The organism is Pseudomonas sp. F9001 (assembly GCF_013385435.1).
GTDB lineage: Bacteria > Pseudomonadota > Gammaproteobacteria > Pseudomonadales > Pseudomonadaceae > Aquipseudomonas.
Genome location: NZ_JACAPX010000020.1, coordinates 77,365 through 97,846, shown reverse-complemented (window position 1 = coordinate 97,846; position 20,482 = coordinate 77,365). Strand labels below are relative to the sequence as shown.

Below are 20,482 nucleotides of genomic sequence, written 5' to 3'. Positions count from 1 at the left end.
CTGGTCACAGGAAACCGGTGCTGCGCAGGTACTCGCAGCCCTTGCGTAACAGCGCCGGATTTTTTTCGGGGTAGCGTCCGCCCATCTGCTCGACGCCGCGTCGTGCGTTGTCATGGCGGATCATCGAGGTATCGCCGATGTCCTCGCCCACCCCGTTGAGGTAGAAGCCCAGTACGCCGAACAGCGCATTGCGGCTGTCCACTGTGTGCAGGTGACGTTGCCAGTGAGCCACGCTCACCAGCTCGAATGCGTGGCCTGCCTGGCGAAAGGCGTCGACGTAGGTTTCCCAGCTCAGGGGCTGCGGGTTATGCAGGTTGAACACCGTCCCTCCAGCACGGCAGCGGCTGCTGTGGAACGCAATAAACCGGGCGAGAAAGTCCACCGGCATCAAGTCGAAATTCAACTCAAGGTGCGGCACCAGGCCCAGTTGGAGTGAACCTTTGAGCATCAACATCAGGCGATTCTTCTGTGGCTCGCAGACTCCGCTGCGGCTGTTGAAGCTGATGTTCCCCGGGCGATGGATATTGACCCAGGCACCTTGCGCTGCGGCGCGTCCCAGCAAGCGTTCGGCAACCCATTTGGACAGGTTGTAGCCATTCTGGATGTAGAGCGGCGGGGTGGCCGCGGCGGGGTTTTCGAGTACCTGGCCATGTGCGTCGATAGTGCTGGCGGCCGACAGCGTCGAGATAAAATTGAAGACCTTCTTGCACCGGGTCTCACACAGGCGCAGGCATTCCAGCACCGGTTCGACGTTGTCCTTGGCCAGGGTGGCGTAATCCATCACATGATTGACGTGGGCGGCGTTGTGCACCAACACGCCGAACTCCCCGGCGAGGTAGTCATACACCTCACTCGACAGGCCAAGACGCGGCTGGCTGATGTCGGCGGCATACACCTGCACCCGGCTCAGGTCCAGGTGTTCCAGACGGTACTCTCGCAGGGCCTCGGCAAACCTCGCGGTCGCCGAATGTCCGGGCCGTTCGCGCACCAGGCACGCCACTTCAAGTGCACCCTCGGCCAACAGTGCCTCGACGATATGCACCCCGAGAAAACTGTTGGCCCCGGTCACGATCACCCGGCGACGTTCGCCCGCCTGTTCAGCCGGCAATGTCTGCACATGCAGCTCACGCAGCGCATCCCGGGTAGCCTGGCCGGTCGGTGCTTCGGGTGGTGCGTCGTCCCCCATCAGCGTAGCGAGGGTACGAACCGTGGGGGTTTCAAAAAACCGACTTAGGGATAGGCTGCGCCCGAACTGCTCGCGGATACGCAGCAGCATCGTCGACAGCAGGATGGAATGGCCGCCAAGATTGAAGAAGCTCTCGTCGGCCGACAGCTGCGTGACCGGCATGCCCAGCAACTCGCTCCACAGGTTGAGCAACTGCACTTGCATGGGCGTGTGCGGTTCGCCGTGAATGATGGCCGGCAGCGTTGGAGTCGGTAACGCCAGCAATGCCTGGCGGTCGACCTTTCCGTTGGGGGTGCACGGCATGCTCGCAAGTTCCGTGCACAGGGTTGGCCGCAAATAGTCCGGCAGTGTTTGCCGGGCATGCTGCGTCAGTGCAGGCAGGGCGTCTTGTGTTTCGGGCTGAGCAACAAAAGCCAGGATTCGCCGCTCACGGTCAATCACCACCGCCACTTGGCGAAACAGCTGACTGCTGCGCAGGCAATGTTCGATCTCTTGCGGTTCGACCCGGAACCCACGGATCTTCACCTGCTGATCCCGGCGCCCGACCAACTCGATGCCGGCAGCGGTCCACTTCGCCAGGTCGCCTGTGCGGTAGGCCCGCAAGGTCTGGCCGTCGGGCAACTCCAGGGGGACGAAATGCTCGGCGGTCTGACGCGGCTGGTTGAGGTAACCCAGGCTGACGCCGGGACCGGCGATGTACAGTTCGCCCAACACCTGCTCATCCACCGGTTGCAGGTGCTCGTCGAGGATCAGTACCTGGCTGTTGGCGATGGGCGTGCCGAGGTTGCGATTGCTGTCGCCCGGCTGCAACGTGTGGCTGGTCACCAGCACGGTGGCTTCGGTGGGCCCGTAGAAATTGTGCAGGCGGCACTGGCCTGCCAACTGCTCGATGACATAGGGCTCGCACACATCGCCTCCGGTCATCAGGTGCGCCAGGCCCAGGGGTTGATCCAGCGGCAGGATGCTCAGCAGCGCCGGCGGCAGGAAGGCGTGGGTGACGCGCTGTTGTCGGATCAACTCCACCAGTTGCTGCGGGTCGCGTCGCTGGTCTTCACTGGGCACGATCAGCTCGGCGCCCGCGATCAGGCTCGGGAAGATATCGATCAGGGACGAGTCAAAACTCAAGGGCGAAAACTGCAAGACCCGGCTGTGTTCGCTCAGCTGCACATGACCCCCGAACCAGGCGCTGAAATGGGCCAGGTTGTGCTGGCTGAGCAGCACGCCCTTGGGGTGGCCGGTAGTGCCCGAGGTGTGGAGCACCATGCAAGGGTCTTCCATGGCGGGGCGCTGGCGCATTGGCAGCGAGGTGTCGGGAGTGTCGACGGCACTCACATCCAATGCACAGAACCCGTCCCGCAGTGGATGCTTGCCATCATCCAGCAGCACCGAGACGCCGGCGTTTTCCAGCATCGCTTGCTGGCGTTGCAGCGGGTGGCCCGGCTCCAGGGGCAGGTACACCGCACCGCAGGCGAGTACCGCGAGAATGCTGGCGTACAGCTCCAGGGATTTGTCCAGGCAGACGCCGATTACCGGCGGTGTGTCGTGGGGCCCAAGCAGAGGTCGCAGACGGTGCTGGATAGCCAGGCTCTGGCGATGCAACTGTCGGTAAGTCAGCCCGCTGCCGGCAATGTTCAACGCCAGCCGGTCGGCGAAGGTTTGCAGACTGTTTTCCAATCGTTCGATCAGGGGTACCTGGGCTTGCTGCTGCAGAACCAAATCGGCCGTCAGGTTAAAACGATGCAGGTACGCCAGGGATGCGAGCGCTTGCAGGCCGTGTTCCGGATCATCAGAGGCGACGGCCGCCTGCGAGAAATAGCCCGGGTCCCGGGAGAACCCACTCACCTGTTGGGCTACCCACTCCACCAGGCTGCTTACTGCGTGTTGACGCAGCCGTTGACCATTGCCACAGGCTTCTCCGGCAACCTCCAGGGTTGTCAGGAGTCGCCGTGAGTGGGCGTAACACCTGAGCTGCAGGGCCGGCAATCCACAGTCGGTCAACGCTCCCATACCCACGCGCAGGCTCATCAAGGCTGTGCACGTCACGCCGGGCGGAACCTCCTCGCTACCGTCATCAATCAGCAGGTCTACTAGGTGGGTGACATCCTGTGCTCGCAGCACCCCATGACCGTATTGCGCCAATGTCTCACCCAGTTCATTCAGCGCCGCGCTGAAGCCCGCCAGCCCAATCTTCAGGTGCCTCATGGGTGCCCTCCTGGCGCCGCAAGAAAGGCATCCAGCGCCCCAACCACACTCGGCGTTTGCAGCAAGCCGCTGTGATTCAGGAAGCCCATGATATTGCCGATCAACGGGTGCTGGCGGGTAATGGGAAAGCCCATCGCCTGCACTTCAGTGCGCAGCGCAGAGCGCGTGCCGTCACTGACATCCAAGTGCTCGATCAAGTACAGGTCGAAGTTTTTCTGCAGGTCGTGGGTCAGGTAATGCTGGAGAAAAACCGGCAGGATCCGGGCGATACAGTTGCGGTCCGCGGCGTCTGCAGACTGCCAATAAATACGCACCAGGCGCGTCCAGAAAAGCGCGTGGCGGCCCTCGTCAAACAGGTGGTCGGCCATCAACCCACGGATGGACTGCTTGACACTGTCGTCCTTGGAAAACGCTGCCACGTCATGGGTCACGGTGTTCTCGGCGATGGCCACGGCAATCAGTTCCACGGCATCGCGCAGGTGTTCGGGCGCCAGCGCCAGTGCGGCAGGCAAGGCGCGGCTCAGCTCGATTTGCGCGGGTAGTTCAAGGGGTGGGATCCCGGTCATCTCGATGGTCTGTTGCATGAAATCGAGGGCGACGAGGGCGTGGTAATCCTCGTCCACCACCACAGTCATGGCGTCGTAGCGACAGGCAAGCGGGAAGGGCACCGAAAAGCGATTCTTGGCGATGCTGCGTGCGGTCTTGTCGACGATCTCGGTTTCAAAGATCACCACGTCGTTGATGAACTTGTAGAACGTCTGCAGCAAGACAACATCACGGCACTGCGGGCATTGGTCGATAAAGGTCGCGCTCAGCACCAGAGGCTGTCGGCTCAGGGGGTAGATCAGTTTCTGATCGTTTTCCAGCCGCCGCCGCGGGCGTGTGCGGATGGTCGCGCGGCGCTCCCAGTCGTCGGCAAATGAGCGGTAGTCGGCAGGGTTCATGCGCTCATCTCCGGCAGGCACCTATGCAACCCATCCCATAAGGCCAGGCGGCTTTCCACGGCGCCGAGCGCGCAACTGTCGGCTTGCTGCTCGCGGCTTGGGTCGCCGAGGGTAAGGCGTTGCAGCAATTGCGTTGCCGCCGGGCCATGCTCCTGGGCGTCGATCTCCATGTGGCGCTTGAGGTAGTAGCAGAAGGTGGGCGCCTGGCGATGGAGCACCTCGCACTCCTCCAGGATGCGCTTGAACATCGCCGGGATGACGCTCTCGCGCCCGTGGAGAAAGGCAGCCGCCACGCAGTGCGTCGGTGCGTCCAGGGCAACCTGCAGGGTACTTCTGACGAACCGGGCCACGGACGGGTGGATATCGATTTTTTGCAGGGCCGTTTCTGCATCGTTGCCGTCACGCTGTAGGCTGACGAACCGCTCGATGTTCGCCGTGCTCGCGCCGACTTCACGCATGGCTTCCAGGTACAACTCGAAGTGGCTGCCGTGCCCATGGCCGGGATACGCGTCCGACTCTTCGCCCAATACGATCTCATTGATCAGGCGAGCCGCTTGCGGGTCCGTTGGCGGTAACCAGGGCAGGCGCATACCGGTGAGGTCATGTTGCAGGCGTTTGGTGAGTGTCATGAAGTCCCACACGGCGAATACGTGGTTTTCCATAAAGTACTGCAACTTTGGAAGAGCATTTATTTGTTTGAATATTGGATGGATATGTAACTTCTGCTTTTTTTGTTTAAGCAGGTGTGAGTGCTGGAACATGTTGATGCCTATAAGTCGTTGTCTCTTCCCTGATAAAAGCGTTGTGCTTTAGCGACAAATAAACATTGGTTTTCACGGATGCGCGGGTGCCTTGATAACAGGCAGCCCTGTACGAGGCTGACACTGTTACTGGCAAGCAGCATGCTGTGACAAAATACCAAGGCTTTATTTAAAGGAACGCCACGCGCAGTGACGCACCGAGCATGGATTCACGCTGTCGATTGGGAGAATTGGAGTGTTGGTAATAATCTGATTAAGTATTCAGGTGTTTTTAGTTTTATAAGTTTTTCGAGTTGGAATATTGCGGTAGTTGGATCGCTCTGCGGAGTGTGTGAAGTTTTCTTTGGGCTTAATGGTTTAACGGGAGTAATGGTGGTGCACTGGCCTCCGTCGGCCAGCGTCACTTTGCAGCGCTTTGTGGTCGAGGGAGGCGTTTCAGTTCCACGCGGAATTTACAGCGCAGCGTTCTGTTCAGTCTCTTCAAGACTTTTGAGGTAACCCGTAATCACCTCCATGCCGCGGGTAAGGTGGTTACGCAGGGTCAGGATGCTTTCGTCGACCTTCTTTTGCGCCACGAGGTCGAGCAGTTCGCGGTGATCTTCCTGGGACGTCTTGCCCAGGCCCATGGCCTCGAGGTTGAAGCGCAGGAAACGTTCCTCTTCGTTCAAGCCGTGTTCAACCAGCTTGAGCAACCGCTGATTGCCCGCCTTGCCATACAGCGCCATGTGGAACAGGCGGTTGAGGCGGCCGATTTCGGTGTAGTCGCTTTCCCGTTCCAGCGCGTCGATAAAGGCGCCAGCCTGGGCGATGTCATCGGGCGTGAGCAGGGGAATCGACAAGCGCAGCGCTTCGGATTCGAGGAGTATGCGCAGGGCGTAGGTTTCCGCCGAGTGGTCCTCGATCAGTGGCGCCACCACCGCGCCTTTGTGGGTGACCACATGCAGCAGCGATTGGGCTTCCAGTTGACGCAATGCCTCGCGCACCGGCATCCGGCTGACCCCGAACAAGCTGGCCAGCTCCTGTTGACGCATGGCGGTGCCACAGGGCAAGCGGCCATCCAGGATGGCGTTGCGCAATGTTTCTTCAATCACGGAGCGGGCGAGATGGGCGGGGATAGGCCCGCTGATCTGGATGCTGCTCAAAGGGTTCGGCTTCTGCGTCACGACTACGCTATCCTCCTTTTCAAGGTGAGGTGGCTAATTGGATCCAATGCACACTAGAGATTGTCCACAAGCTTGTCAAACGGGCAAGGTTTCGGCTTGTAAGCGACTCAACAGCGTGTTCTTCGGGCCCACAGCTCCCATTTGTCAGGTCTTACAGGCTAAAGGTCCGTCGTGCACATTTTATTCCCGGGAGTCGGGCCAACAGCGGTATTGCTGCATATCGATATTCACTAACGGTATTTAAAATGCGGTTCTTATGACTATAAAGTCACTCTCCTGACTGCACGGGAGTGAACTCATGTCTGCCACCTCTACTGTTCCAACAGCGACCGACACCACACAAACCTTCGAGATCCGTCCATTTCCCGGCAGCGTCGGCGCCGAAATCATAGGCCTGGACCTGGCCCGCCCGGTCAGCGACCGGGACTTCGCACGCATTCACCGCGCGCATCTGGACCATCACGTCGTGGTCTTCCGCGACCAACGTATCACCCCCGAGCAACAGATCGCCTTCAGCCGCCGTTTCGGCGTGCTGCAAATCCATGTGCTCAAACAATTCCTGCTGGCCAACCACCCGGAAATCCTGATCGTCTCCAACATCATCGAAAACGGCCAATCCATCGGCCTGGGAGACGCCGGCAAGTTCTGGCACTCGGACCTCTCCTATAAGGAGCTACCGAGCCTGGGCTCGATGCTCCATGCCCAGGAGCTGCCGTCCGAGGGTGGCGACACGTTGTTCGCCGACATGCATAAAGCCTGGGACAACCTGCCCGAGCCCTTGCGCAAGGCGGTCGAAGGCCGCAGCGCCGCGCATTCCTACACCGCACGCTACAGCGAAACCAAATTCGAAGGCAATTGGCGCCCGACCCTCACGCCCGAGCAACTCGCTCAAGTGGCGGAAGTGGTACACCCGATTGTGCGCACCCACCCGGAAAACGGCCGCAAGGCGCTGTTCGTCAGCGAGGGCTTCACCACCCGTATCGTCGGCCTGCCTGAGGATGAAAGCCGCGACCTGCTGGCCCAGCTGTACGCCCACAGCGTGCTGCCGGAAAACATCTACCGCCATCAGTGGCAGCCCCACGACATGGTGTTCTGGGACAACCGCTCGCTGATCCACCTGGCGGCCGGCTGCCCCAGCCACCTGCGGCGCAAGCTGTACCGCACCACCATCCAGGGCGACGCGCCTTTCTGACCCGGAGCATGACCATGTCCAAGAAAACCCCATTTGCGCGCCTGGCCGCGACGGTTGGCCTGGGCGTCAGCCTGCTGGCCGGCAGTCTTGTGGCGCCTGCCGCCGCCCAGGCCGAAGGCGAGATTCGCATCGCCGAGCAGTTTGGCATCGTCTACCTGTTGCTCAACGTGGTGCGCGACCAGAACCTGATCGAAAAATACGGCAAGCAGGAAGGCATCGACATCAAGGTCGACTGGACACAATTGTCCGGCGGCGCAGCCGTCAATGATGCGCTGCTCTCCGGCTCCATCGACATCGCCGGGGCCGGCGTTGGCCCGCTGCTGACTATCTGGGACCGCACCCACGGCAAGCAGAACGTGAAAGCCGTCGCCTCCCTGGGCAACTTCCCCTACTACCTGGTGAGCAACAATCCCAAGGTCAAGACCATTGCCGACTTCACTGAAAAAGACCGCATTGCCGTACCGGCAGTGGGCGTTTCCGTGCAGTCGCGTTTCCTGCAATACGCTGCCGCCAAGCAATGGGGCGACAAGGAATTCAATCGCCTCGACAAGTACACCGTCGCCGTCCCGCACCCGGATGCCACGGCTGCGCTGATTGCCGGTGGCACCGAGCTGACCGGGCACTTCTCCAACCCGCCGTTCCAGGAGCAGGCCCTGACCAACCCGAACGTGCATGTGGTGCTCAACTCCTATGACATCCTCGGGCCTAACTCGCCGACCGTGCTGTTCGCCACCGAGAAATTCCGCAACGACAACCCGAAAACCTACAAGGCGTTCGTCGAGGCACTGACCGAAGCGGCGCAGTTCGCCCAGAACGACAAAGGCGCCGCAGCCGATACCTACATCCGCGTGACCAAGGCCAAGATCGACCGCGCCGAGCTGCTGAAAATCATCGAAAACCCGCAGTTCGAATTCAGCGTCACACCGAAAAACACCTACCCGCTGGCGGAATTCCTCTACCGCGTCGGCGCGATCAAAAACAAACCCGAATCGTGGAAGGACTACTTCTTCCAGGACGCCAAGCCGCTGCAAGGGAGCTGACATGAACGCGCCCTTGCAAGGCCACACGGCCAGCAACCCGACCACCACCGAAGCACTGCTTTCGGTGGATAAAGTCAGCCTTGAATACCGCACGCCCGAACGGGTGGTGCGGGCCACTCACCAGGTCAGCTTCGCGATCGATCCGGCAGACCGCTTTGTATTGCTGGGGCCTTCGGGCTGTGGCAAATCCACACTGTTGAAATCCATCGCCGGCTTTATCAAGCCGTGTGAGGGCGAGATCCGTCTGCTCGGGCAAAAAGTCGAGCAGCCAGGGCCGGACCGTATCGTGGTGTTCCAGGAGTTCGACCAACTGCCACCGTGGAAAACCGTCAAGCAGAACGTCATGTTCCCGCTGCTGGCGTCCAAAACCCTCAAGCGTCGCGAGGCCGAAGAGCGGGCGCTGTACTACCTGGAAAAAGTCGGCCTTACGGCCTTTGCCGATGCCTACCCGCACACCCTGTCCGGCGGCATGAAAGCCCGCGTGGCAATCGCCCGGGCGTTGGCCATGCAGCCGAAAATCCTGCTGATGGATGAACCCTTCGCCGCCCTCGACGCCCTGACCCGGCGCAAGATGCAGGAAGAACTATTGCTGCTCTGGGAAGAGGTGCGTTTCACCCTGCTGTTCGTCACCCACTCCATCGAGGAAGCGCTGGTGGTGGGCAACCGCATCCTGTTGCTGTCGCCGCACCCGGGGCGGGTGCGGGCGGAAATCCACAGCCATCAATACGACCTGCACAGCCTCGGCGGTGTGGAGTTCCAGGCTTCGGCGCGGCGCATTCATCGGCTGTTGTTTGATGAAGCGCCCGAGGTGGAAACCGAACTGGGTTTCGCCGATATCCGCATCGCTTATTGAAGGGTTTGCACCATGCGCCAGGAATATGAAATCACTCTCGAACCGTTGCCCGGTGTTCGCGTAGAGCGCGAGTTGCCGTGGCGCCAGCGCCTGTGGCAACAAGGCTGGCTGCGTAAAAGCCTGATCCTGATCGTGCTTGCGATCCTCTGGGAAGCGGCTGCCCGTTATCAGAACAATGACTTGCTGCTGCCGAGCTTCCTGCAGACACTGAGCGCGTTCTACGACGGCATGGCCAGTGGCGAGTTGTTGAGCAAGGTCAGTATCTCGCTGGTGGTGCTGATCAAGGGTTACCTGATCGGCATTGTGCTGGCGTTTGCCCTGACCACGCTTGCGGTGTCGACCCAACTGGGGCGTGACCTGCTGAGCACCCTGACCTCGATGTTCAACCCGTTGCCGGCGATTGCCCTGCTGCCGCTGGCGCTGTTGTGGTTTGGCCTGGGGCAGAACAGCCTGATCTTCGTGCTGGTGCATTCAGTGTTGTGGGCGCTGGCGCTCAACACCTATTCAGGGTTCCTCGGTGTCTCCGAAACCCTGCGCATGGCCGGTCGAAATTATGGCCTCAAGGGTATGCGCTTCGTGTTGTTCATCCTGATCCCGGCTGCGCTGCCGTCGATTCTCGCCGGGTTGAAAATCGGTTGGGCGTTCGCCTGGCGCACGCTGATCGCCGCCGAGTTGGTGTTCGGTGCTACCAGCGGCAAAGGCGGTTTGGGTTGGTACATCTTCCAGAACCGCAACGAGCTGTACACCGACAAAGTGTTTGCCGGCCTGGCGGTGGTGATCCTGATCGGGTTGCTGGTGGAGAACCTGGTGTTCGACACCCTGGAGCGGGTCACCGTGAAGCGCTGGGGCATGCAACGCTGACTGAAACACCAACCCGGACTGAAACACCAACCCTGTGGCGAGGGAGCTTGCTCCCGCTGGGCCGCGAAAGCGGCCCCAATAACATCACCGCGTTCTTTCAGAAAAGTCTCGATTGCAAATTTTGGGGCTGCTTCGCAGCCCAGCGGGAGCAAGCTCCCTCGCCACAGTCTGCTACGATTGCGCCAGGTTCACTCCCAACCCATCACGAGTGCTTGGCATGCAATTACCGGACATGAACCTGCTGGTCGCCCTCGACGCTTTGCTGGACGAGGGCAGTGTGGTAGGCGCCGCGCGGCGGATGAACCTGAGCCCGGCCGCCATGAGTCGCACCCTCACGCGCATCCGCGAGGCAGTGGGCGATCCGATCCTGGTGCGCGCCGGTCGCGGCCTGGTACCGACGCCCAAGGCCCTGGAGCTACAAGGCCAGGTGCGCAGCGTGGTGGAGCAGGCGGCGCTGCTGTTCCGCTCGGCGGACGAAGTGGACCTGCGCACCCTGCGCCGGCGCTTCAGCGTGCGGGCCAATGACTTTTTTGTCGGTGTGTATGGCGGTCGGCTGTTCGACACCATGGAACGCATGGCACCGCTGTGCGAACTGCGCTTCGTGCCGGAAGGCGACACCGATGACGAGGCCCTGCGTGAAGGCCGCCTCGACCTGCGGGTGGGCAACACCATGCCGATCACCCCGGAAGTGAAGGTGCAGAACCTGTTCACCACCACCTTCGTCGGCCTGGCACGGGAAGGGCACCCGTTGTTCGATGGAGAAATCACCGCCGAACGGTTTGCCAGCTATTCGCATATCAGCATCTCCCGCCGCGGCATTGCCCGGGGGCCGATCGACACCGCCCTGAATGCCGAGGGCCTGGAACGCCGAGTCGCGATGATCGCCCCGGGGTTTCACGGCGCGATGTTCATGCTGCCGGACTCCGACCTGATCCTGCCGGTGCCCAAGGAAGCGCTCTACAGCGCCAATCGCCTGAAGCTGCCGTTGCGCGCCTTCACCCTGCCAATTTCCCTGCCGACCCTGGTGCTGACCCAAGCCTGGCACCCGCGTTTCGACAAGGACCCGGCCCATAGATGGCTGCGCGAGACCATGCGTGAATGCTGCGAGGCGACGTGGCAGGAAGCGCAGCCCACGTGAGTCGCAAGTGAGCCCGGTCAATGTGGGAGCTGGCTTGCCTGCGATGCGGGCGACCCGGTTTTTCAGGCATAGCGAGGTGATGCCATCGCGGGCAAGCCCGGCTGCCACAGAGATCGCCTGCATCTTGATCATTGCGTCTGGTGCACTTATAAGCTTCCTATAAGTCACTTTTTGTCATGTCTAAGCCTTATTAAACTGCTCGGGTATTTCCTATTCCGAGTTGTAGTTCATGACGTCCCTCGCTGCTCCCGCACCCCTGGCCGCAGCCAAACCGACCGCCATTACCCCGCCCGTTTTCGGCCCGCGCATCATCATCGGCCTGGTGGGCGTATTGCTTGCGGTACTGGTGTCCGGCCTCAACGAGATGGTGACCAAAGTCGCTCTCGCCGATATTCGTGGTGCGATGTACATCGGCTTCGACGAAGGTACCTGGCTGGTGGCTGCCTACACCGCCACCTCTGTCTCGGCGATGGCCTTTGCACCCTGGTGTTCGGTGACGTTCTCTCTGCGCCGTTTCACTCTCTGCGCCATCGGCCTGTTCACCGTGCTTGGCGTGCTGTGCCCGTTCGCACCGAACTACGAAAGCCTGCTGATCCTGCGCACCGTGCAAGGCCTGGCCGGTGGCGCCTTGCCGCCGATGCTGATGACCGTGGCCCTGCGGTTCCTGCCGGCCAACGTCAAGCTGTACGGCCTGGCCGGCTATGCCCTCACGGCCACTTTCGGCCCCAGCCTCGGCACACCGCTGGCGGCCATGTGGACCGAATACGTCGGCTGGCAATGGGCGTTCTGGCAGATTGTCGGGCCGTGCCTGCTGGCCATGGCGGCCGTGGCCTACGGCTTGCCCCAGGACCCGCTGCGCCTGGAGCGCTTCAAGCAGTTCAACTGGCGCGGCTTGCTGTTGGGGTTCCCGGCGATCTGCATGCTGGTGATCGGCCTGTTGCAGGGCAATCGGCTGGACTGGTTCGAGTCGCCGCTGATTACCTCATTGTTGATCGGCGGCCTGGTGTTGCTGGTGCTGTTCATGATCAACGAGTGGTCGCACCCGATGCCGTTTTTCAAGTTGCAGATGCTTGGGCTACGCAACCTGTCGTTCGCGCTGATTGTGCTCGCCGGGGTGCTGATCGTGCTGCTGGCGGTGACCATCATTCCGTCCAGCTACCTGGCCCAGGTCCAAGGCTACCGCCCGCTGCAAACTGCACCGGTGATGCTGATCATGGCGCTGCCGCAGTTGATCGCACTGCCGTTGGTGGCGGCGTTGTGCAACTTGCGCTGGGTCGATTGCCGCTGGGTATTGGGCATTGGCTTGAGCATGTTGATCCTGTCCTGCGTGGGCGGGGCGCAACTCACGTCGGCATGGATTCGCGATGATTTCTACGTGCTGCAACTGCTGCAAATCTTCGGGCAACCGATGGCGGTGTTGCCGCTGCTGATGCTCTCCACCGGCAGCATCACGCCCCAGGACGGGCCTTTCGCCTCGGCGTGGTTCAACACCGTGAAAGGCCTGGCTGCCGTGGTCGCCACCGGCGTGCTCAATGCCCTGACCACACACCGCCTGCATTTCCACTCGACCATGCTGGTGGACAGCCTGGGCAACTCGCCCCTGGCCGACAGCGATGCCGCCGGCCTTGCCCATCGGCTGCACGAGCAGGCCGTGGTGCTCACCTCTTCGGATCTCTACTACGTCATGGCCGGTGTTGCGGCGGCGTTGATCCTGCTGATTTTCTGGATGCCGACGCGGATTTATCCGCCCCGCGCGCCGACTTGATTGCTCACTGAGCCAAAGGGATTGTTATGAAAAGCAAAGACAAAATCGCTGTAACCGTCATCACCGTGTTTGCCGTAGGTGTGCTGGTTTACCTGCTGGCGCCGGGTGTGTTCGGCAGCAAACGCCAGAGCACCAACGACGCCTTCGTCGCCGCTGACTACACCCTGGTGGCGCCGCGTGTGGCCGGCTTCATCAAGGAAGTGCTGGTGGAAGACAACCAGCGGGTCAAGGCCGGGCAGTTGCTGGCGCTGATCGATGACCGTGACTTCCGCGCCGCTGCCCAGGCGGCCGATGCCGATACGCTGGTGGCCCAGGCGCAGCTGAAAAATGCCACGGCAACCCTGGAGCGCCAAAGCTCGGTGATCGCCCAGGCCCAGGCGACTGTGGCGGCGGATCGCGCCGAAGTGGCGTTTGCCGAACACGAACTGAACCGCTATAACCACCTCGCGGGTGTAGGCGCCGGCACCGTACAGAACGCCCAGCAAGCCAAGACGCGTATTGACCAGGCCACCGCACGCCTGGCGAATGCCACGGCGGTGCTGGCCGCTGAACGCAAGCAGGTGGAAATCCTCAGCGCCCAGCGTGATGCGGCAGAGGGCGGCCTGAAACGTGCCCAGGCCGCACTGGAAATGGCCAGCTATCAGCTGTCGTACACCCGCATCGTCGCGCCGGTGGACGGCATGGTCGGCGAGCGCGCGGTGCGGGTCGGCGCCTATGTGACGCCGGGCAGCAAGATCCTCGCCGTGGTACCGCTGGCCGAGGCCTACGTGGTGGCCAACTTCCAGGAGACCCAGTTGTCCCACATGCACGCTGGCCAAACGGTGGACGTGAAGGTCGACAGCCTCGACGGCGAAGTGCTCAAGGGCCACCTCGAAAGCCTGGCGCCAGCTACCGGCGTGACATTTGCCTCGGTCAAACCCGACAACGCCACCGGCAACTTCACCAAGGTGGTGCAGCGTATTCCGGTAAAAATCATCCTGGAGCCCGGCCAGGCGTTGACCGAGCGCCTGCGGGTCGGCATGTCGGTGGAAGCCAGCGTCGACACCCACGCCGCCGCCCAGCAACGTGAGGTGGCGCAGCAATGAGACGCCTTGCCTGGTTAACCTTGAGCCTGCTCACCCTGAGTGCCTGCACCGTTGGCCCGGACTTCCAGCGCCCGCAGAATCCCGTCGGCCAATGGACCGAGCCCCATGGCCGGCAAGCCGCCAGCCACGCGGTCAACGACCCGCTGGAAGAGCGCTGGTGGGAAGTGTTCCACGACGCGCAGCTCACCGCGCTCACCCATCGCGCGCTGACCGATAACCTTGACCTGAAACTCGCCAGCAGCCGCCTGCAACAAAGCCGCGCGGCGCGCCAGGTGATCACCGCCGAGCGCTACCCGACCGTCAACGCCACCGGCGATTACCTGCGTCAGCGCAACAGCGCCGATGGCTTGAGCGATGCCTCGGGCAAGAACGGCCGCTCGGCGTTCAACCAGTGGGACATGGGTTTCTCCGCCGCCTGGGAACTGGACTTCTGGGGTCGGGTAAAACGCGAAACCGAAGCCGCCGACGCCACCCTGCAAGTCGCCGAAAACGACCGCCGTGCGGTGCTGTTGTCGGTGCTGGCGGAAACCGCCCAGGACTACATCCAGCTGCGCGGCGTGCAAAACACCCGCGCCGTCACCGAGCAAAACCTCGAGGTGGCGCGCCACAGCCTGAAGCTCTCGCAACTGCGCCTGGCCGACGGTGTCGCCACTGACCTGGACGTAGCCGAAGCCGCCGCTCAAGTGGCCGCCATCGAGGCGCGCCTGCCGGATTTGCAGCAACGCCAGGACCAGTTGATCAACGCCCTGAGCCTGCTGATGGGCGAGCCGCCACAAGCCTTGTACGCCGAACTGTCCAAGGACGCTGCGGTGCCGCAAACCCAACGCCAGGTCGCCATCGGCCTGCCGTCGCAACTGGCCGAGCGCCGCCCGGATATCCGCCAGGCCGAAGCTCGCTTGCATGCGGCCACCGCCTCCATTGGTGTGGCCAAGGGCGACTTCTACCCGCGCATCACCCTGTCTGGCAGCGTGGGCTCCCAGGCGTTGCAACTGGCGGATTTCGGCTCGTGGAGTTCGCGTGCATTCGCCTTCGGCCCGCAACTGAGCTTGCCGATTTTCAACGGTGGCCGGTTGCAAGGCATGCTCGATCTGCGCGAAGCCCAGCAACAGGAAGCGGCCCTGGCCTACCAGCAGACCGTACTGCGGGCCTGGCATGAAATCGACGATCAACTGACCCGCTACAACGCCAGCCAACTGCGGCGCGACAGCCTCGCCGAAGCCGTGCGGCAGAACCAGATCGCCCTTGCCACGGCGCAGCATCAATACGTCGAAGGCGTGGTGGATTTCGTCAACGTACTGACCGTGCAAAGTGCGTTGCTGGCGACCCAGGAGCAGTGGGTGGAAAGCTCCACCGGCGTGTCCCTGGCCATGGTCGGGTTGTACAAGGCATTGGGCGGGGGCTGGGAATCGGTGTACCCGTTGCAGACCGCCGGACGCTGAATGACAAAGAACTTTGCCAGCCGTGCAACATGGTGTAATGATAATTGCTCTCAATAACGTATCCGAGCTTTTCATGGACACCGCGACTGACGGCCGGCAACAGCTTCATCTCCTGTATCGCGACCATCATGGCTGGCTGCAAGGCTGGCTGCGCAAACGCCTGGGGGATCGCGAACACGCCGCCGATGTGGCGCAGGACACCTTCCTGCGCTTACTGGTATCGGGGCGCTTTCCCGGTGACAAGGAAAGCCGCAGCTACCTGACGCAGATCGCCCGCAACCTGGTGATTGATCAATGGCGACGCTTGCGCATCGAGCGTGCCTACCTGGAAAGCATTGCCCACCTGCCGGAGCCCGAATCCCCGTCCCTAGAAACCCGCGCACTGATCCTCGAAACCCTGATGCAGATCGACGCCATGCTCGACCGCATGCCCGACAACGTGCGCCGCGCATTTCTGTTGTCGCAGTTCGAAGGGCTGAGCTACGCACAGATTGCCGAGCGCCTGGAGGTGACCGTCAGCTCGGTGCAGAAGTACATGACCCGGGCGATTCTCGCCTGCTACCAGGTCGTCTACGAAGAATGAGAACCCGGCACGAAGCGCCGATTGCCCCGGCCATTGTCGAGCAGGCCAGCGAGTGGTTGATGCTGCAATGGGGCGGCGAGATGGACGGCGATCAGCGCCAGGCCTTCGCGCGCTGGCAGGAGGCCGATCCGGAACACCGGCGCGCCTGGAAGCGCTTGCAGCAGTTACAGCAAACCCTCGGCGGTGTGCCTGTCGACAGTGCCCGTGCGGTGTTACGCGATACACCGGACACCCAACGCCGCGCCGCCTTGAAACTGCTCGGGCTGTTGCTGGTGGCCGGTGGCAGCGGCTATCTGGTGCAAAGCAGCCAGCCCTGGCAGGCGGCGTTTGCCGAATACCGCACCGCCACCGGCGAGATTCGCCACCTGACCTTGAGCGATGGCACACGCCTGGACCTCAACAGCAACAGCGCGGTCGACTTGCGGTTCAGCGCCAGTGAACGGCGTATCCGCCTGATACGCGGCGAGATCCTGTTGACCAGTGGCCACGACCCGTCCCGGCCATTGATCGTCGAAACCCCGGCCGGAGATGTGCAGGCCTTGGGCACCCGGTTTGCCGTGCGTGAAGTGGACGATGGCAGCCGCGTCGACCTGTATGAAGGACGTGTGCAGGTACGTCCGGTGCGCGGTGCGGCGGTGCAGATGAATGCCGGGGACAGCCTGTGGTTCAGCGCCAGCCGGACTTCGACGCGGGTGCCGGTGGATGCCAATGCCAGCAGTTGGACCGAGAACCGCTTGATCGCCGAGCGCCAGCCGCTGGGGCAGTTCGTTGCCGAGTTGAGCCGTTATCGCCCGGGGCTGTTGCGCTGCGATGCGGCAGTGGCCGGCTTACTGTTGACCGGCGTGTTTCCGCTGAATGACACCGACGCAATTCTCCACGCGCTTGAGCGTTCGTTGCCGGTACAGGTACAGGCGGTGACGCGCTATTGGGTCACGATCAAGGCGCGGGGCTAAAAAAATTTTTTGCCTGCGGCTTGTCGGTTTTCCAACCCCGTCCGGGATACCTCTTGAAAGCCAATCAAGAAGCGTTCTCACGGGGAGCCCTGCAATGTCGCACCACCCAATCCAACCCCTGGCCCGCGCCCTGCGCCGTGGCCTGTTTGTCAGTCTGCTGGCGACGGCGCCTGTGGTGCCGAGCGTGGTCCAGGCCCAGGAGAGTGCTGAAGCCCTGCGCCAATACAACATTCCCGCAGGCAACCTCGACCAGGCCTTGAACCAGTTCGCCAGCGCCTCGGGGATTCTGTTGTCGGTGGACGCCTCGCTGACCCAAGGCAAGCGCAGCGCCGGCTTGCAGGGCCGCTACGCCACCGGGCCAGGGTTGGAGCGTTTGTTGGCCGGCAGCGGATTGGTCGCGGTGCAATCCCAGGGCGGCTGGTCATTGCAGGCCCTGCCCGCGAGCGGCGCGCTGCAACTCGGTGCGACGCAGATCAGTGGTCAACAGGATCAGGAAACGGCCTGGGGCCCGGTTGACGGCATCGTTGCCAAGCGCAGCGCCACCGGCAGCAAGACCGATTCGGCGCTGGTGGAAATCCCCCAGACCATCAACGTCATCACCGCCGCCGAGATCAAGGCGCGGGGCGCGCAAAGCGTCACCCAGGCGTTGCTCTATACACCGGGCATGACGGCCGGCGGTTTTTCCGATCGGGTCAAACTGTTTGATGAGCCTACTTCCCGTGGCTTTACGCCGACGCCGCTGTACCTCGATGGTTTGCACTTGCCCTACGGCGGCGGCAGCACCGGCGGTGCTTTGCAGATCGAGCCCTATTCCCTGGAGCGCATCGAAGTGCTCAAGGGGCCGGCCTCGGTCTTGTACGGGCAGAACCAACCGGGTGGCATCGTCAACATGGTCAGTAAGCGCCCCAGCGAAACCCCGGTGCATCAAGTGGTGCTGGAGGCCGGCACCTACGAGCACAAAAGCGCCGCCATCGACCTCGGAGGACCGCTGGATGAGCAGGGCGAGTTTCTCTATCGCCTCACCGGCCTGGCCAAGGACGAACAGGGCGAGATCAACTACGTCGAGAACAAACGTCAGTTCATCGCCCCCAGCCTGACCTGGCAGCCCAACGACGACACGCGCCTGACCGTGTTCGCCCAGTACCAGAAAGACAAAGGTGTGCCCGAGGCCCAGGGGTTGCCCGCGTCCGGGACGATCTGGGACAACCCCAACGGCAAGATCAAGCGTGATGTGTTCATCGGTGAGCCAGGCGTCAACCAGTACAACCGCGAGCAGTACGTGTTGGGCTATGAGGTGTCCCATCGCCTGAACGACACCTGGACCCTCAAGCAAAACGCTCGCTACGCCGAAGTGGACGACCGCTACACCGCACCGTTGCACGGCTACAGATTTGTGCCCAACCCGGTAACCGGCGTGCAAGACCAACGCTACCTGCAGCGCTTCGGCGTGGACTGGTCGCAGCACAACAAAGTATTCGGTGTGGATAGCATCGCCCAGGCGGAGTTCGACACCGGCGCCCTGTCCCACACGTTGATCGTTGGCCTGGATTACTACCACTTCAACTCGCAATTCCACGGCCTGTACGATCGTAATCCGCCGGTGATTGACCTGTTCAAGCCGGTCTATGGCCAGCGGCTGAATTTCGGCCAGCCTTATCGCTGGGACCGCACCGTGACCCAGACCGGCTTGTACGTGCAGGACCAGATCAAATTGGACAAGTGGGCGCTGGTCCTTGGCGGGCGCTACGACTGGGCCAACGTGGTCAACAAGGAGCCACTGGCCGACACCCGCACCAGCAGCAAAGACCAGGCGTTCACCGGCCGGGCCGGTCTGGTGTACCTGTTCGATAATGGCCTGGCGCCGTTTGTCAGCTACTCCGAATCCTTCCTGCCGCTGTCGGGCACCGATATCAGCGGCAAACCGTTCGATCCTTCTACCGGCAACCAGTACGAAGTCGGCCTGAAATACCAGCCGCCGGGCCAGAAGAGTTTTGTGCAGGTCTCGGTCTACCAACTCGACCAGGAAAACGTGCTGACCACCAACCCGGTAGACACCACCTTCAGCACCCAGAGCGGTGCCATGCGCTCACGTGGCGTGGAGCTGGAAGCCAAGGCCTCCCTCAGCGATGCCTGGGACGTGGTCGCCTCGGCAGCGCGCAACGACATCAAATACACCAAGGACAACGACGGCCGCCAAGGCCGACACCCGGCAGGCATCTCACCGCTTACCGCTTCGGTATGGGTCAACTACACCGTCCTTGGCGACACACCCCTGGCCGGTGTTGGCGCAGGCTTGGGCGCGCGTTACGTTCGCAGCAGCTTTGGTGATTACTACGCAGGGGCGTTCAGCATTCCGTCCTATACCGTCTACGACGCCAGCCTGAGCTACGACCTGGGCCGCTCGGCGTTCAAGCTCAAAGGCGTGAAGCTGGCAATGAACGTGCAGAACCTCACCAACAAGACCTACGTGTCGCAATGCACCAGTGACCTGGATTGTTACTACGGGGAAGGGCGCACGGTGGTGTCGAGCTTGACTTATGACTGGTAGATACCGGTCATTCGCGGGCTTTTTGTAGCCCTGAGTGCCCACAGTCCAAGGACCGTGGGCACTCAGGGATTCTGCAAAAACACCACATACCCGCGAAACCACTCACTCCCCTTCAAATACCCCGGCTCCTCCCATGCCCCACCCTGAATCAACCCAATCTTGAACGGCACCCCCAACCGGTTCATGCGTGGCAGATACGCCGCGTAGTCCGGGATGCTGTGGCGGCCCTGGTAGGTCTGCACCACCACTTCATCAATCACGTCCTTGAGTTGTGCGATGGCGGCCGGGTCGGCGTTGCTGCTCCAGTCCATCAGCCCGGTGATGCTCAGGCGTAGGTCCTTGGGCAAGCGTTGACGCAGGTCACGCAGGAAGTCCGCGTATTCGTCGAGGTATTGCGTGCGCGCATCGAAGTCGATCTGGATGCCCATCACCGGATTGCCCGCATCCCGCCAGCGTTGCACCTGGCCGAGCATCTGGCTGTAGACCGACTCGGGCCAGTGCAGGGTGTGGGCGCGGTACACCACCCAGATTTCACCCTGGGTGATGCGCGGCACGCTCATGCCCTGGGCGATGAATTGCACGCCACGCCGGGGCGCGCGGCGGGTCGAGTTGATCTGGCCCTGGAGGATGTACAGGGTTTTCGCCTGCTTGAGCACCGGCTGCGGCGCGACGCCGCTCCACAGCCAGAACGCGTCATGGTCGCGGGCGTCCACCGCGCCGAAGGCCGGGCTTGCCAGCAGGAGCAGGGCCAGCCAGAAGCGCTTCACGG

Annotated in this window: 16 protein-coding genes; 11 read left to right on the top strand and 5 right to left on the bottom strand. The window is 62.1% G+C overall.

Annotation, left to right across the window (positions count from 1 at the left end; translation table 11 throughout):
• Window positions 1–4: 4 nt before the first annotated feature.
• The 4 genes from HX818_RS20240 to HX818_RS20225 all read right to left on the bottom strand — a co-directional run bounded on the left by HX818_RS20240 (window position 5) and on the right by HX818_RS20225 (window position 6,256).
• Window positions 5–3,388, bottom strand: coding sequence for an amino acid adenylation domain-containing protein (locus HX818_RS20240; RefSeq protein ID WP_177020636.1), 3,384 nt, complete (start codon window positions 3,386–3,388; stop codon window positions 5–7).
• Entirely contained in the window at window positions 3,385–4,332 is a 948-nt protein-coding gene (locus HX818_RS20235; RefSeq protein ID WP_177020635.1) for a diiron oxygenase, read from the bottom strand. Before HX818_RS20235 ends, HX818_RS20240 begins: the two co-directional genes overlap by 4 nt.
• On the bottom strand, window positions 4,329–5,093 hold the full coding sequence (locus HX818_RS20230) for a DUF3050 domain-containing protein (protein ID WP_177020634.1): 765 nt from the start codon (window positions 5,091–5,093) through the stop codon (window positions 4,329–4,331). The genes HX818_RS20235 and HX818_RS20230 overlap by 4 nt, the downstream gene beginning before the upstream one ends.
• A gap of 452 nt (window positions 5,094–5,545) precedes the next feature.
• Window positions 5,546–6,256, bottom strand: a complete 711-nt coding sequence (locus HX818_RS20225) for a GntR family transcriptional regulator (RefSeq protein WP_134325512.1) — start codon at window positions 6,254–6,256, stop codon at window positions 5,546–5,548.
• 298 nt (window positions 6,257–6,554) lie between these two features.
• Here HX818_RS20225 and HX818_RS20220 point away from each other — a divergent pair, with 298 nt between their 5' ends.
• The 11 genes from HX818_RS20220 to HX818_RS20170 all read left to right on the top strand — a co-directional run bounded on the left by HX818_RS20220 (window position 6,555) and on the right by HX818_RS20170 (window position 19,713).
• Window positions 6,555–7,448: a TauD/TfdA family dioxygenase gene (locus HX818_RS20220; RefSeq protein WP_102605412.1), complete on the top strand. Its 894-nt coding sequence runs from the start codon at window positions 6,555–6,557 to the stop codon at window positions 7,446–7,448.
• A 14-nt stretch (window positions 7,449–7,462) separates the two neighbouring features.
• A complete protein-coding gene (locus tag HX818_RS20215; RefSeq protein WP_003218229.1) occupies window positions 7,463–8,488 on the top strand; it encodes an ABC transporter substrate-binding protein in 1,026 nt (341 codons plus the stop codon).
• A 1-nt stretch (window position 8,489) separates the two neighbouring features.
• Window positions 8,490–9,341: an ABC transporter ATP-binding protein gene (locus HX818_RS20210; protein ID WP_008433632.1), complete on the top strand. Its 852-nt coding sequence runs from the start codon at window positions 8,490–8,492 to the stop codon at window positions 9,339–9,341.
• A gap of 12 nt (window positions 9,342–9,353) precedes the next feature.
• Entirely contained in the window at window positions 9,354–10,202 is an 849-nt protein-coding gene (locus HX818_RS20205) for an ABC transporter permease (protein WP_003218225.1), read from the top strand.
• 217 nt (window positions 10,203–10,419) lie between these two features.
• Window positions 10,420–11,340, top strand: a complete 921-nt coding sequence (locus HX818_RS20200; protein ID WP_177020633.1) for a LysR family transcriptional regulator — start codon at window positions 10,420–10,422, stop codon at window positions 11,338–11,340.
• 229 nt (window positions 11,341–11,569) lie between these two features.
• Complete coding sequence (locus HX818_RS20195; protein WP_177020632.1) at window positions 11,570–13,105, top strand: MFS transporter; 1,536 nt, start codon at window positions 11,570–11,572, stop codon at window positions 13,103–13,105.
• Window positions 13,106–13,131: 26 nt separating this feature from the next.
• A complete protein-coding gene (locus HX818_RS20190) occupies window positions 13,132–14,190 on the top strand; it encodes an HlyD family secretion protein (RefSeq protein WP_177020631.1) in 1,059 nt (352 codons plus the stop codon).
• Window positions 14,187–15,629, top strand: coding sequence for an efflux transporter outer membrane subunit (locus tag HX818_RS20185; RefSeq protein WP_177020630.1), 1,443 nt, complete (start codon window positions 14,187–14,189; stop codon window positions 15,627–15,629). Before HX818_RS20190 ends, HX818_RS20185 begins: the two co-directional genes overlap by 4 nt.
• Before the next feature lie 73 nt (window positions 15,630–15,702).
• Window positions 15,703–16,212, top strand: a complete 510-nt coding sequence (locus HX818_RS20180; protein WP_008433639.1) for a sigma-70 family RNA polymerase sigma factor — start codon at window positions 15,703–15,705, stop codon at window positions 16,210–16,212.
• Window positions 16,209–17,165: a FecR domain-containing protein gene (locus HX818_RS20175; RefSeq protein WP_003218213.1), complete on the top strand. Its 957-nt coding sequence runs from the start codon at window positions 16,209–16,211 to the stop codon at window positions 17,163–17,165. Before HX818_RS20180 ends, HX818_RS20175 begins: the two co-directional genes overlap by 4 nt.
• Before the next feature lie 94 nt (window positions 17,166–17,259).
• Window positions 17,260–19,713: a TonB-dependent siderophore receptor gene (locus HX818_RS20170; RefSeq protein WP_177020629.1), complete on the top strand. Its 2,454-nt coding sequence runs from the start codon at window positions 17,260–17,262 to the stop codon at window positions 19,711–19,713.
• A 62-nt stretch (window positions 19,714–19,775) separates the two neighbouring features.
• Here the strand turns inward: HX818_RS20170 and HX818_RS20165 are convergent, their stop codons facing one another.
• The gene (locus HX818_RS20165; RefSeq protein WP_177020628.1) at window positions 19,776–20,480 is read right to left on the bottom strand and encodes a DUF3142 domain-containing protein; all 705 of its coding nucleotides are present in this window, start codon (window positions 20,478–20,480) and stop codon (window positions 19,776–19,778) included.
• Between the last annotated feature and the right edge of the window lie 2 nt (window positions 20,481–20,482).

Bases quoted from the DNA above. Each gene is read 5' to 3' on its own strand.
- HX818_RS20185 (WP_177020630.1), top strand. From the start codon at position 14,187: ATGAGACGCCTTGCCTGGTTAACCTTGAGCCTGCTCACCCTGAGTGCC.
- HX818_RS20220 (WP_102605412.1), top strand. From the start codon at position 6,555: ATGTCTGCCACCTCTACTGTTCCAACAGCGACCGACACCACACAAACC.
- HX818_RS20210 (WP_008433632.1), top strand. From the start codon at position 8,490: ATGAACGCGCCCTTGCAAGGCCACACGGCCAGCAACCCGACCACCACC.
- HX818_RS20215 (WP_003218229.1), top strand. From the start codon at position 7,463: ATGTCCAAGAAAACCCCATTTGCGCGCCTGGCCGCGACGGTTGGCCTG.
- HX818_RS20230 (WP_177020634.1), bottom strand. From the start codon at position 5,093: ATGTTCCAGCACTCACACCTGCTTAAACAAAAAAAGCAGAAGTTACAT.
- HX818_RS20170 (WP_177020629.1), top strand. From the start codon at position 17,260: ATGTCGCACCACCCAATCCAACCCCTGGCCCGCGCCCTGCGCCGTGGC.
- HX818_RS20205 (WP_003218225.1), top strand. From the start codon at position 9,354: ATGCGCCAGGAATATGAAATCACTCTCGAACCGTTGCCCGGTGTTCGC.
- HX818_RS20235 (WP_177020635.1), bottom strand. From the start codon at position 4,332: ATGAACCCTGCCGACTACCGCTCATTTGCCGACGACTGGGAGCGCCGC.
- HX818_RS20190 (WP_177020631.1), top strand. From the start codon at position 13,132: ATGAAAAGCAAAGACAAAATCGCTGTAACCGTCATCACCGTGTTTGCC.
- HX818_RS20200 (WP_177020633.1), top strand. From the start codon at position 10,420: ATGCAATTACCGGACATGAACCTGCTGGTCGCCCTCGACGCTTTGCTG.
- HX818_RS20195 (WP_177020632.1), top strand. From the start codon at position 11,570: ATGACGTCCCTCGCTGCTCCCGCACCCCTGGCCGCAGCCAAACCGACC.
- HX818_RS20175 (WP_003218213.1), top strand. From the start codon at position 16,209: ATGAGAACCCGGCACGAAGCGCCGATTGCCCCGGCCATTGTCGAGCAG.
- HX818_RS20240 (WP_177020636.1), bottom strand. From the start codon at position 3,388: ATGAGGCACCTGAAGATTGGGCTGGCGGGCTTCAGCGCGGCGCTGAAT.
- HX818_RS20180 (WP_008433639.1), top strand. From the start codon at position 15,703: ATGGACACCGCGACTGACGGCCGGCAACAGCTTCATCTCCTGTATCGC.